Here is an 11849-nt window from a genome sequence, read left to right as displayed (position 1 = left end):
ACAGGCGCTAGTGCCTGCGGTACAGCCGTCCCGCGACCGCGTGGCCCACCACCAGGTAGACCACCGCCGCCAGGCCGTACCCGCACACCACCCTCGCCCACTCCTCGTCGAAGGTGAACAGGTCGTGTGACCAGCCCGCCAGCCAGCGGGCGACGTCGTGGACGAACTGCACGAAGTCGTTAGCGCGGTTGGCGTCCAGGAGGTACATCAGGATCCACAGGCCGAGGATCAGCGCCATCACATCGGCGACGATGGCGATGACCCGACCTGCCTGGGAACCGGTGCGATATCCGGGGGACATGCCCTGCGGGTAGCCGCCGCGGGCACACTGAAACCCGCGCGCGCCGTCGTTCGCCGTTCGCTCGGGGTTCGAACGGAGTTTGTTCTTCCGACAGTTGACGTTCGGGGTGGTCGCTGATGATCCTGACCCCTGGAGAGGCAGGAGCGCCGGTGCCCGACGAGCCCAGACCAGTCACCACCGTAGAAGAACCCCGGCTCGCCACCCGCCATCGGCGACCCGGCCGTCAGGTTCCCCGCCATGTCGTTGTCGCGCTGCCCCTCGCCCTCGCCGGTCTGATCTCCCTGCTGGTCACGGGGAACACCCTGCGGCCCTTCGAGACGATCACGACCATCGAGGCCCGCATGGCCTCCAAGAGCGACTACTTCCGCGACCCCGAGGTGCAGCGCCTGTTACTCGAGCACGGCATCCGCGTGGACGTCCACCGGCTCGGCTCCCGGGGCATCGCCACCCAGTCCCTCAAGGGCATGGACGCCGTCTTCCCCTCCGGCCAGCCCGCCGCCAAGCTCATCCTGGACCGCCAGACCCGCTCGGTGCGCTCCGTACGGCCCTTCGTCACACCGCTGGTCCTGGCCACCTTCCGCGACTACGCCGAGACCCTGGTCAAGGCGGGCGTCGCCGAGCGGCAGCCCGCCGAGGGGGACGCCAAGACGCTCTACTACAACCTCGACATGCGGGAGTTCACCCGGCTCCTCGACGGCAAGGACGGCCCGCCGGACCACCGGGACGGCGAGGAGGAGAAGGCCGACCACTGGAACGGCATCGGCTACGACGCCCTCACCGGCCGCAGCAACAGCGGACGCGTCCTGGTCCGCACCTCCAACGTCTGCGAGTCCAACTCCGCGGGCACGTACCTGAGCATCCTGGCGTTCGTCGCCAACGGCAACAGCACACCGGGCGCCGAACACACCGACGAGACCCGTCTCGCCGCCGAGGTCCGTGACGTCGGCCGGAAGATCAAACCCTTCATCAGCCTCCAGGGCATGTGGGCCGACGAACAGGCCGACAGCTACTTCTCCGACATCGGCGAGAGCATCGCCCCCATCGCGGTGCTCTACGAACACCAGTACCTGGCCCACCAGATCGCCCACCACGACAAGCACGGCACCCAGGACGACACCCGCGTCCTGCTCTACCCCACGCCCTACGCCCTCACCGAGCCCCAGCTCATCGGCCTCACCGACGAGGGCGACCGGCTGGTCCGCCTGATCGAGCAGGACAAGGAACTGCGCCGCCGCGCCATGGAGTTGGGCTTCCGCGTCCGCTTCTCCGGCGAGGACGGCACCAGCGAACAGCTCAACGCCCACCTCCGCGACAACGGCATCCAGGCCCCGGCCCAGAACACCGACCGGACGAAGGTGTACGAGCCCGATCTGGAGGTCCTGGAGGAGATCATCGACTACGTCGGCGACTGCGACCCACCTGTGCGGGACGCGTCATGAGGGCCCTGCCGCGTCTCGTCCTGGCCGTACTCCTCCTCACCACCGCCCTCACCTCCTGCACCGGCGGCGACACCACCACCCTCCGCGTCATCGCCAGCCCCGAACTCGCCGACGTCGCACCCCTGTTGGACGACCTGGAAGAGGACACCGGCGTCAAGCTGGAGCTGACCTACGAGGCCACCGCCGACCTCACCGGAAAGGGCCAGGACGGCTACGACCTGGCCTGGCTCGCCTCCGACCGCTCCTATCTGCTGCGCCTGCGCGACGAGGGCCGTACCCGCCCCGAGTCGACGCCGATCATGCGCTCACCCGTCGTCGTGGGCCTCACCCCCGACACCGCGACGAGGCTGCGCGCGGACGCCCCCGGCGGCCGGATCTCCTGGGCCGACGTCGCGGACGCCGCGGCCGACGGCACCGTGCGGTTCGGCATGGCCGACCCCCGGGTCAGCGACACCGGCCGCGCCGCGCTGGTCGGCGTCGCCACCGCCGCCGCGGGCACCGGCACCGCCCTGCGCGAGCAGGACGTCACCTGCGACCGCCTGCGCGGCTTCCGCTCCGGCCACACCCTCACCGCGCCCGCCTCCCGCGAGCTGACCGCCACCTACCCGGACCGCCAGGACGACGCCAACGCCCTGATCGCCCACGAGTCGGAACTGCTCTCCGTCAACGCCACCGGCAAGCTCGACCGCCCGCTGGAGATCGTCCACCCCGACGACGGCATGGTGCTGTCCGACTTCCCGCTGCTGCTCCTGGACCCCGGCAAGCGTGACGCCTACCGCAAGGCCGTCGACTGGCTCCTCGGCGCGGACGCGCAGCGCGAGCTGATGTCCGGCACCCACCGCCGTCCCGTCAACCAGGACGTCGAGCCCACCGCCGACCTGCGCACCGACATCGGCAACGCGCTCTCCTTCCCCGACCGCCTCACCATCGTCGAACGCCTGGTCGCGGACTACGGCGACCCGACCCGGCAGACCGCCGACCAGGTGGTGTTCGTGCTGGACTTCTCCACCTCCATGCGCGGCGAGCGGATGGCCGACCTGCGCGCCGCCTTCGCCGGGCTCAGCGGCGCCGACCGCACCTCCACCGGCAAGTTCGCCCGCTTCTACCGCGGGGAGCGCCTGACCGTCGTACGGTTCGGCGGGCGGATCCTGGAGGAACGTACCGTCACCGTGCGCGGCGACGCCGATCTGCGCGCGCTCCAGCAGACCGTCGCCGAGGGCGGCTACGACGACGCCACCGCCGTGTGGACCGCGCTCGACCACGGCTACCGCACCGCCGTCGCCGCCGTCCGTGAGGAGCCCGGACGGCCCGTCGCGATCGTCCTGATGACGGACGGCGAGAACAACTCCGGCATCGGCTACGAGGAGTTCCTGCGCCGCCACCGGGGATACGGCGCCGAGGCCGACCGAGTGCCCACCTTCCCCGTCCAGTTCGGAGAGGCCGACGCCGCCGCGCTGCGGCGGGCCGCCGCGGCGACCGGCGGCCGCATGGTCGACGCGGGCCTCTCCTCCCTCTCCGACGCGTTCAAGGAGATCCGTGGGTGTCACTGACAGTCAGTGGTGGAGCCTGTGGTGGCCGTGGCTGGTCGTCTGGGCGCTGACGGCGGTCCCGGTCGCCGTGCTCGTCCGGTACGCGCTGCTGCGGCTCGGGCTGGTGCGCAGACGGCGCCGCGCCGGGCGCACCGGCTACGGCATGTGCCTGTTCCTGCACGACAACCGGGTCATGGACCTCTACCAGACCGGCGGCTTCTCCGCCGCGCTCGAGCAGGAGGTCGCCGACCGCACCAATGTCACCAGCGGTGTCAACGTGCTCGGCAAGTTCGGCCTCGGCGGCGGCAAGGCGTCCCGGGACGTGACCCGCGAGCGCGTCACCGCCTACATCCAGCAGAGCACGCCCATCACGGTGATACGGCTGCTGATGGACACCATGCGCAACGAGGACGTGGTGGTCGACGTCGACCTGACCACCGGGGTGCTGGTGCCGAACCGGGACCTCAGGGACGCCCTCGGCGGCGACCGCGACGGCCGGGTCCCGCTGACCGCCGTCATGTCGTCCTTCGTGTCGGTCACCGGCCTGTTCTCGGCCCGCCGCCGGGAGGACGGCGCCATCGAACTGCGCGCCCCCTACGGCGGCGACGGCTCGACCGCGCAGGTGCGGATCTACTGCGAGGCCGAGGGGCTGCGCGAGGGGTTCCGGGGTGAGGAGTACTTCAGCGGCGAGTTCCGGGCGCGGTGCCTGGGCAAGGTGTGGACCTGGGACCGGACGCGGGGCGAGCTGACGCTGGAGCCGGTGGCGATCTTCCGCTGAACGGGGCTCACGTGTTCAGCTCGGCCAGTACCCGCAGCGAGTGCGGGTCGGGCGACAGCGCCAGCAGATCCGTCACCGGCCCCTCGCGCCACGCCTCCAGCCGCTCGGCGACGCGTTCCCGCGGCCCGACGAGGGAGATCTCGTCCGCGAACGCGTCCGGCACCGCGGCCACCGCCTCCTCCCGCCGCCCGGCCAGGAACAGCTCCCGCACCCGCCGGGCCTCCTCCTCGTACCCCATCCTGGCCATCAGGTCGGCGTGGAAGTTCCGCCTGGCGTGCCCCATGCCGCCGATGTAGAAGCCGAGCATCGCCTTCACCGGCAGCAGCCCCTCGGCGACATCGGCGCACACCTTGACCCGGGCCATGGGCGCGACCAGGAACCCCTCGGGCGCGTCGGAGAGCGGCTCCCGGTACATCCCCGCCCGCCTGGGGGACCAGTACAGCGGCAGCCAGCCGTCCGCGATCCGGGCGGTCTGCGCGATGTTCTTGGGCCCCTCGGCGCCGAGCAGCACCGGCAGATCGGGGCGCCGGGGATGTGTGATGGACTTCAGCGCCTTGCCGAGCCCGGTCCCGTCGGCGCCCCGGTAGGGCAGGGAGTGGTACTGCCCGTCGAGTGCGACCGGCGCGTCCCGCCGCAGCACCCGCCGTACGACGTCGACGTACTCGCGGGTCGCGGTCAGCGGCGACTTGGGGAACGGGCGCCCGTACCACCCCTCCACCACCTGGGGCCCGGACAGCCCGAGGCCGAGCAGCATCCGTCCGCCGGAGAGGTGGTCGAGGGTGAGGGCGTGCATGGCGGTGGTGGCCGGCGAGCGCGCCGCCATCTGCGCGACGGCCGTCCCCAGCCTGATGGTCGAGGTCCGCGCCGCGATCCAGGTGAGCGGGGTGAAGGCGTCGGACCCCCAGGACTCGGCCGTCCACACGGAGTGGTACCCGAGCCGCTCGGCCTCCCGCGCCAGCGCGACATGACCGGGATCGGGACCGCGGCCCCAGTATCCGAGGGCGAGCCCGAGCCGCATCCGCACCGCCTCCTGACTGCCGGTCAGCCATCGGGGAGGGGGACTGTACGGCAACGGCCCCCCACCCGGAAGGGCGAGGGGCCGTTGGCGCGTGCTCCGTTGGTCAGCCGCGCTGGATACCGCTGGTGTCCTGGAGGACACCCCGGCGGCCGTCCTGCGTCTGCGCGACCAGGGACGGGCCGCGCTGCTCGACGGCCAGGTACCAGGTGCCCGGGGCGAGTTCGGCGATGGTCGTCTGCGAGCCGTCCTCCGCGAACAGCGGACGCGGCACCGGTACGGCGAACCAGAACGGCGAGAAGTCGCTCGCGGGCGGCTGCGCGGCGGCGGCCTGCGGCTGCGGGGCCTGGGGCTGCGGCGCCTGCGGCTGACCGCCGAAGGGCTGACCCGGGCCGGGCTGTCCGGGACCGGGCTGTCCGGGACCGGGCTGACCGCCGTACGGCGGCTGCGGCTGCTGGGCGCCCGGGTAGCCGTAGCCACCGGAGGGCTGACCGCCGTAGGGCTGCGGGGCGGCCGGGCGCGGGGCGCCGAGCAGGGCGGCCTTCAGGGCGGGGACCAGCGGGGTGGCGACGGCCGCCGCGGCCATGACCAGGGCGGCGATCAGGGCGAGGATCAGACCGGTGCCCGCGTCGGGACCGTCCGAGGCGCCGTCGAAGTTGTCGGCGCCGCCCGCCGGGTCGAAGATGTTGCCGAGGGCGCTCCACGCGGCGAACACGGTGAACGCGATGCCGAACTGGGCCATGTCGAGGCCCGCGACCTTCGGTGCCTGCGGCAGACCCCGGGCGACGACGATGAGCGCGGCGCCGATGATCCCCGCGAGCACGACCCCGAGCAGGACCGGCCCGCTGCTCCAGAGGCTGGGAACGTCCAGGCTGTCGGGGGCCCCGTCGATCGAGTACAGATCGAGGAACGACGCGATGAACAGCAATACCGCTGCTCCGATCACCACGCCGTCGCCTCTAGTGAGGGAGCGGATATTCACTTCAGGTCCTTCGTCAGTCGTCTCGTCATCGGTGGAGGCGTCGCTGACACCATGTCGCCGTGCGGCCGTGGTGTGAAGCGCGGGGGTGGCCCCACATCGTAGGGCCGACACTATCGTCCGCCCCCGAAGGCTGTCCGCCGGGATCAGCGCGCTGAGCACTACCCGCGCAGGAAACTCACGATTCCCTCAGAGATCCCCTGCGCGGCCTTCTGCCGCCAGGCGCCGCTGGTCAGCAGTGCCGCGTCCTTGGTATCGCGCATGTTGCCGCACTCGATGAACACCTTGGGAACCGTTGACAGATTGAGACCGCCGAGATCGTCACGGGTGACCAGTCCGGTGCCGTCGCCGACGTAGTTCGAGGGCGCGCTGCCGGTGACCCGCACGAAGTTGCCCGCGATGCGCTCACCGAGGTCGCGGGACGGGCCGACGATGGGCCCGGTGTCGGCGGCGCCCTGCTCGACGGCCGCCGGGAGGATCACATGGAAGCCGCGGTTCCCGGCCGCCGACCCGTCGGCGTGCACCGAGACCACCGCGTCCGCGTCCGCCTCGTTCCCGATCCGCGCCCGCTCGTCGATGCACGGGCCGTACGGCCGGTCGTCCTCCTGCGTCAACTTCACCGTGGCGCCCCGCGCTTCGAGCAGCGCCCGCAGCCGCCGGGAGACGTCGAGCGTGAACCGGGCCTCCGGGTAACCGTCGTTGGTCGCGGTGCCGGTGGTGTCGCACTCCTTGCTGCCGGTGCCGATGTCCACCTTGCGGTTGATCTCCGCGGTGTGCTCGAAGTTGCCGGGGTTGTGGCCGGGGTCGATGACGACGACCTTGCCCTTGAGGGGGCCGGAGGCGGGCTCGGTCGGCGTGGGGGTGGTGGGGCTGGGGCCCGGCTTCGGGTCGTCGGAAGGGGAGGGCGCGGCCGAGGAGGTCGCCTCCGTGGGCGTCCCCGCCGCCGAGGACGACACCGTCGTACGGCCGTCACCGCCGTCCCCGGAGCCACCCACCGCCTCGTACACCACCCACCCGAGCAGCGCCCCCGGCACCAGCGCCGCGACCGCCACGGTCAGGGGGCTGCGGAGGCGGGAGCGGCGGGGGCGGGGCGGGTCGAAGCCGGGGCCGGTGTAGGACACGCCTGACACCCTAAGGGGTGCCGCGGCGGCCGTCCGGAAGACGCCTCGGCCGTACGACCACCAGGGGCCGCACGGCCGAGGCCGGGGAGGTGGAGCCGCTCAGGACGCCGTGCAGGCGCCGATGGCCGGGGGCGCGCTGTTGCCGTTCTTCATGACGGTGAAGCCGAAGCTGGTCGTCGCCCCGGCGGCCAGGCTGCCGTTGCCGCTCGGGCGCATGGTCATGACGTTGCCGCTGGAGTCCCAGGTGGGGGAGCCGTTCCAGGTGGTGGCGATCCGCTGCGGTGAGGTGACGGTGACGGTCACGGCCCAGTTGCTGATCGCGGAGCTGCCCGCGGTGATGGTGACCCGGCCGTTGAAGCGGTCGCTCCACTCCTCGGCCTTGCTGTAGGTGGCGGTGCAGCCCGCGCCCGGGTTGCCCGGGCCGCCCGGGTCGCCGCCGCTGGTGCCACCGAGGGCGTTCAGTACGGCGGTGTAGGCGGGCTTCTTGTTGTAGTTGCCGTCGAACAGCAGGGGGGTGCCGCTGCTGCGCCACGAGTACTTGTCGGTGACGCCCCAGACGGTGATGCCGGTGCAGCGCGAGATGGCCAGGCAGGCCCGTACGACGTTGCTGTAGCTGTTGGCCTGGGAGGTGCCCGAGCCCTCGATGTCCAGCTCGGTGATCTGCACGTCGACGCCGAGGTCGGCGAAGCGCTGGAGGTTGGCCTGGTAGTCGGAGGGGACCGGGGAGGCGCTGTTGAAGTGGGACTGGAAGCCGACGCAGTCGATCGGCACGCCGCGGGACTTGAAGTCGCGGACCATGTTGTAGACGGCATTGCTCTTGGCGTTGACGCCGTCGGTGTTGTAGTCGTTGTAACAGAGCTTGGCGGCCGGGTCGGCGGCGCGGGCGGTGCGGAAGGCCTCCTCGATGAAGCCGTTGCCGAGCTTGTCCTGGAAGGGCGAGTTGCGGCGGGCGCCGCTGGAGCCGTCCTGGAAGGCCTCGTTCACCACGTCCCAGGAGTGGATCTTGCCCTTGTAGCGGCCCATGACCTGGTTGATGTGGTTGTTCATGGCCGACCTCAGCTCGGAGGCGGCGAGATTGCCGACCCAGCTGGGCAGCTGGGAGTGCCAGACCAGGGTGTGGCCGCGGACCGACATGCCCCGGCTCTGGGCGTGGTTGACGATCTGGTCGCCCGCGCCGAAGGTGAAGGTGCCGCGGCTGGGCTCGACGGCGTCCCACTTCATCTCGTTCTCCGCCGTGACCGAGTTGAACTCGGTGTTGAGCGTGGAGACGTACTGCGCCTCGCTCAGGCGGTTGCCCGCGACCGCGGTGCCGAAGTAGCGGCCCTTCTCGGCGGCCGCCGCGCCCAGGGTGCTCGCCGCCTCCGCCGTACCGGACAGGGCGGTGACCCCGGCGGCGGCGAGCAGGCTCGCGAGACCGAGGGTCACCGCGCGGCGGGCGCGGGACGTCACGCTCGTATGGCTGGTACGCATGTCGGAACTGCCTCCCGAAAGTTTCGGTCCTGTTTCCGAATGGATGCGGAGACGGTACGGGCGGGCTGTGGGGCCGTCAACGGGCGTGACGTCCTGGAATCATGGATGGCTGAAGCGTGTCGGTCGGCCGGATTCCGCCCTGAAGATTCGTGATGCTTCTCGAAACATTCGAAGAGAGTGGTTAGAGCCTGGAATAGTTGCCCGGGTAGACGGAGTTCACTTCCCACGTATCCGACGTGGAAGGTCACCCTCAATGCCCCGTACGACGACAGACGACCGGCCGACCGCCAGGACGAACCCGAACCCGGCCGTCGTCCCGGTGCTCGCCTTCGCGGGCATCGCCGTCGCGGTGATGCAGACCCTGCTCGTGCCGGTCATCAAGGACCTGCCGCAACTGCTCGACACCGCCCCCAGCAACGCCACCTGGGTGCTGACCTCGACCCTCCTGTCCGGCGCCGTCGCCACCCCGATCATGGGCCGCCTCGGCGACCTCTACGGCAAGCGGCGGATGCTGGTCGCCAGCCTCGCGGTGATGGTCGTCGGCGCGCTGGTCAGCGCCGTCACCAGCGATCTGCTGACGATGATCGTGGGCCGTACGCTCCAGGGCTTCGCCATGGGCGCCATCCCGCTCGGCATCGGCCTGATGCGCGACACCCTCCCGCGCGAACGCCTCGGCTCGGCGATGGCGCTGATGAGTTCCTCCATCGGCGTCGGCGGCGGACTCGCCCTGCCCGGCGCCGCCCTCGTCGCCCAGCACACCGACTGGCACGTCCTCTTCTACGGCGCCGCGGGCCTCGGCGTCCTCTCCATCGCCCTCACCCTCCTCGCCGTACCGGAGTCCCCGGTACGCGCCTCGGGCGGCTTCGACCTGCCCGGCGCGCTGGGCCTGTCCGCGGGGCTGGTGCTGCTCCTGCTCCCGGTGACCAAGGGCAGCGACTGGGGCTGGTCCTCCCCGCTGACGCTCGGCATGTTCGTCGCGGCGGTGGTCGTCCTCGTCCTGTGGGGCCTGATGGAGCTGCGCCGCAAGGCACCCCTGGTCGACCTGCGCACCACCGCCCGCCGCGAGGTGCTGCTCACCAACCTCGCCTCGATCATGGTCGGGGTCTCCTTCTACGTCGTCTCCCTCGTCCTGCCCCAGCTCCTCCAGCTCCCCGCCACGACCGGCTACGGCCTCGGCCAGTCGATGGTCGTCGCGGGCCTGTGCGTGGCCCCGCTGGGCCTGACGATGATGTTCACCGCCCCGCTCTACGCCCGCCTCTCGGCCCGCTACGGCCCCCGCACCACCCTCCTCACCGGCCTGCTGGTCATCGCCATCGGCTACGGCGGCGGCCTCGGCCTGATGAGCGCGGCCTGGCAGACCGTCGTCACCTCCGTCGTCCTCGGCGCGGGCATCGGCCTCGCCTACTCCTCGCTGCCCGCCCTGATCGTCTCCGCGGTCCCGGCGTCCGAGACGGGGGCGGCGAACGGCCTCAACACCCTCATGCGGTCCATCGGTACGTCGGTGTCCAGCGCCGTCGTCGGCATGGTGCTGGCCAGCACGGCGAACGACGTCGGCGGTGTCGCCGTCCCCACCATGCACGGCTTCCGCGTCTCCTTCGCGATCGCCACGGCCGCGGTCGCCGTCGGCCTGCTGCTGGCCTTCTTCCTGCCCCGCACCCGCCCGTCCGCGGGGCCCCAGCTCCGCGCGAGCAGCGAGGAGGACGCCAACCTGGCGCGTGCGACGGAGGCGACGGAGGCCGCGGAGGCCACGGCGCGGGTGCGCTGACGGTAGCGTGCCGGTGAGCGTCCCGCCGTACGACCGAAAGGCACACCCCATGACCGCGGCACCCAAGCCCGAGATCCTGGCCGCGTTCGAGGCGGCGAAGGGGTTCATGCCCGTGGACGAGGGCCTCGCCCTGTACGCGGCGGCCGGGGAGGCGGCACGGCTCGGGCTGCCGCTGCTGGAGGTCGGCACGTACTGCGGTCGCTCGACGATCCTGCTCGCGGACGCGGCCCGCGCCGCCGGGGTCACCGCGCTCACCGTCGACCACCACCGGGGCAGCGAGGAGCAGCAGCCCGGCTGGGAGTACCACGACCCGGCGACCGTGGACCCCGAGATCGGCCTGATGGACACGCTGCCCACCTTCCGCCGCACCCTGCACCGGGCGGGCCTGGAGGACCACGTCATCGCCGTCGTCGGCCGCTCCCCGCAGGTCGCGAAGGTCTGGGGCAGCCCCCTGGGCCTGGTCTTCATCGACGGCGGCCACACCGACGAACACGCCACCGCCGACTACGAGGGCTGGGCCCCGCACGTCGCCGAGGGCGGCCTCCTCGTCATCCACGACGTCTTCCCGGACCCCGTCGACGAGTTCACCGGCCAGGCGCCCTACCGCGTTTACCTCCGGGCACTGGACTCCGGGTCGTTCACGGAGGTCTCGGCCACGGGGTCGCTGCGGGTGCTGCGGCGGACGGGGGCGGTGGGGGTCTAGCTCCAGCTCCGGGAGGTCCGCCCCACCCCCGAAGGCGAACTCCCGCGCCCGGCCGCGCCTCTGCTCACAGCCAGCCCTGGCGGCGCGCCTCGCGCACTGCCTCCGCGCGGTCGCGGGTGCCCGTCCTGCCGATCGCGGCGGAGAGGTGGTCGCGCACCGTCGGCTCCGGCAGACGCAGCCGGGCGGCGATGTCGGCGACGGTCGCGCCGTCGGCGGACGCCTTCAGCACGTCGCACTCCCGCGCGGTGAGCGGACCGGGCCCGGCGCTGGACGCCGCCGCGGCGAGGGCCGGGTCGACCACCGTCTCGCCGGTCAGCACCTTGCGGATCGCCGCCGCCAGCTCCTCCACCGGACCGTCCTTGACCAGGAAACCCGCGGCTCCGGCCGCCATCGCCCGGCGCAGCTGGCCGGGGCGGCCGAAGGTGGTGAGGATCAGCACCCGGCAGTCCGGCACCTGGTCGCGCAGCTCGGCGGCGGCGTCCAGGGCGCTGCCGCCCGGCAGTTCGATGTCGAGGAGGGCCACGTCCGGGCGGTGCACGAGCGCCGCGTCCACGATCGTGTCCCCGGCCGCCACCTGCGCCACCACCTCGATGTCCGGCTCCATCCCGAGCAGCACCGCCAGCGCCCCGCGCGGCATCTGCCGGTCCTCGGCGAGCAGCACCCGGAGGCACTTGGCCGGGCGGTGGTCCCGGGGCATCTCGTTCACGGGGCAAGCGTAGGCCCGTCGGGGTGGGTTGGCAGGTCGGAGG

Annotated in this window: 11 protein-coding genes; 5 read left to right on the top strand and 6 right to left on the bottom strand. The window is 72.2% G+C overall.

Going from position 1 to position 11849, the window contains the following annotated elements; genetic code table 11:
- Positions 1–7: 7 nt before the first annotated feature.
- On the bottom strand, positions 8–301 hold the full coding sequence (locus ACFVQG_RS17880) for a hypothetical protein (RefSeq protein WP_383383372.1): 294 nt from the start codon (positions 299–301) through the stop codon (positions 8–10).
- 149 nt (positions 302–450) lie between these two features.
- On the opposite strand from ACFVQG_RS17880, the gene ACFVQG_RS17875 reads away from it, so the two are divergent.
- From ACFVQG_RS17875 to ACFVQG_RS17865, 3 genes are read left to right on the top strand one after another with little or no spacing between them, the layout of a single operon-like run.
- Positions 451–1740 carry a hypothetical protein gene (locus ACFVQG_RS17875; RefSeq protein WP_383383369.1) on the top strand — a complete coding sequence of 430 codons (1290 nt, stop codon included), beginning with the start codon at positions 451–453 and terminating at the stop codon, positions 1738–1740.
- Positions 1737–3290 (top strand): substrate-binding domain-containing protein, encoded by a 1554-nt coding sequence (locus ACFVQG_RS17870; protein WP_383383366.1) that lies wholly within the window; start codon positions 1737–1739, stop codon positions 3288–3290. The genes ACFVQG_RS17875 and ACFVQG_RS17870 overlap by 4 nt, the downstream gene beginning before the upstream one ends.
- On the top strand, positions 3277–4047 hold the full coding sequence (locus ACFVQG_RS17865; protein ID WP_383383363.1) for a hypothetical protein: 771 nt from the start codon (positions 3277–3279) through the stop codon (positions 4045–4047). The genes ACFVQG_RS17870 and ACFVQG_RS17865 overlap by 14 nt, the downstream gene beginning before the upstream one ends.
- 7 nt (positions 4048–4054) lie before the next feature.
- On the opposite strand, the gene ACFVQG_RS17860 is transcribed toward ACFVQG_RS17865, so the two are convergent.
- From ACFVQG_RS17860 to ACFVQG_RS17845, 4 genes are all read right to left on the bottom strand, one after another.
- Complete coding sequence (locus tag ACFVQG_RS17860) at positions 4055–5065, bottom strand: LLM class F420-dependent oxidoreductase (protein ID WP_383383360.1); 1011 nt, start codon at positions 5063–5065, stop codon at positions 4055–4057.
- A 103-nt stretch (positions 5066–5168) separates the two neighbouring features.
- Positions 5169–6044 (bottom strand): hypothetical protein, encoded by an 876-nt coding sequence (locus ACFVQG_RS17855; protein ID WP_383383357.1) that lies wholly within the window; start codon positions 6042–6044, stop codon positions 5169–5171.
- A 158-nt stretch (positions 6045–6202) separates the two neighbouring features.
- On the bottom strand, positions 6203–7162 hold the full coding sequence (locus tag ACFVQG_RS17850) for an N-acetylmuramoyl-L-alanine amidase (RefSeq protein WP_383383353.1): 960 nt from the start codon (positions 7160–7162) through the stop codon (positions 6203–6205).
- A gap of 99 nt (positions 7163–7261) precedes the next feature.
- Positions 7262–8632, bottom strand: a complete 1371-nt coding sequence (locus ACFVQG_RS17845; RefSeq protein WP_383383349.1) for an endo-1,4-beta-xylanase — start codon at positions 8630–8632, stop codon at positions 7262–7264.
- Between the two features lie 253 nt (positions 8633–8885).
- Here ACFVQG_RS17845 and ACFVQG_RS17840 point away from each other — a divergent pair, with 253 nt between their 5' ends.
- A complete protein-coding gene (locus ACFVQG_RS17840; RefSeq protein WP_383383346.1) occupies positions 8886–10397 on the top strand; it encodes an MFS transporter in 1512 nt (503 codons plus the stop codon).
- Between the two features lie 49 nt (positions 10398–10446).
- Entirely contained in the window at positions 10447–11100 is a 654-nt protein-coding gene (locus ACFVQG_RS17835; protein ID WP_383383343.1) for a class I SAM-dependent methyltransferase, read from the top strand.
- A gap of 64 nt (positions 11101–11164) precedes the next feature.
- On the opposite strand, the gene ACFVQG_RS17830 is transcribed toward ACFVQG_RS17835, so the two are convergent.
- Entirely contained in the window at positions 11165–11797 is a 633-nt protein-coding gene (locus ACFVQG_RS17830) for a response regulator (RefSeq protein ID WP_383383852.1), read from the bottom strand.
- Between the last annotated feature and the right edge of the window lie 52 nt (positions 11798–11849).

The organism is Streptomyces sp. NPDC057877 (genome assembly GCF_042796855.1).
Classification (GTDB): domain Bacteria; phylum Actinomycetota; class Actinomycetes; order Streptomycetales; family Streptomycetaceae; genus Streptomyces.
This window is presented reverse-complemented; position numbering and strand designations above follow the sequence as displayed.

Coding starts and splice junctions, on each gene's coding strand:
- ACFVQG_RS17880 (WP_383383372.1), bottom strand. CDS start 301: ATGTCCCCCGGATATCGCACCGGTTCCCAGGCAGGTCGGGTCATCGCC.
- ACFVQG_RS17870 (WP_383383366.1), top strand. CDS start 1,737: ATGAGGGCCCTGCCGCGTCTCGTCCTGGCCGTACTCCTCCTCACCACC.
- ACFVQG_RS17860 (WP_383383360.1), bottom strand. CDS start 5,065: ATGCGGCTCGGGCTCGCCCTCGGATACTGGGGCCGCGGTCCCGATCCC.
- ACFVQG_RS17845 (WP_383383349.1), bottom strand. CDS start 8,632: ATGCGTACCAGCCATACGAGCGTGACGTCCCGCGCCCGCCGCGCGGTG.
- ACFVQG_RS17840 (WP_383383346.1), top strand. CDS start 8,886: ATGCCCCGTACGACGACAGACGACCGGCCGACCGCCAGGACGAACCCG.
- ACFVQG_RS17835 (WP_383383343.1), top strand. CDS start 10,447: ATGACCGCGGCACCCAAGCCCGAGATCCTGGCCGCGTTCGAGGCGGCG.
- ACFVQG_RS17830 (WP_383383852.1), bottom strand. CDS start 11,797: ATGCCCCGGGACCACCGCCCGGCCAAGTGCCTCCGGGTGCTGCTCGCC.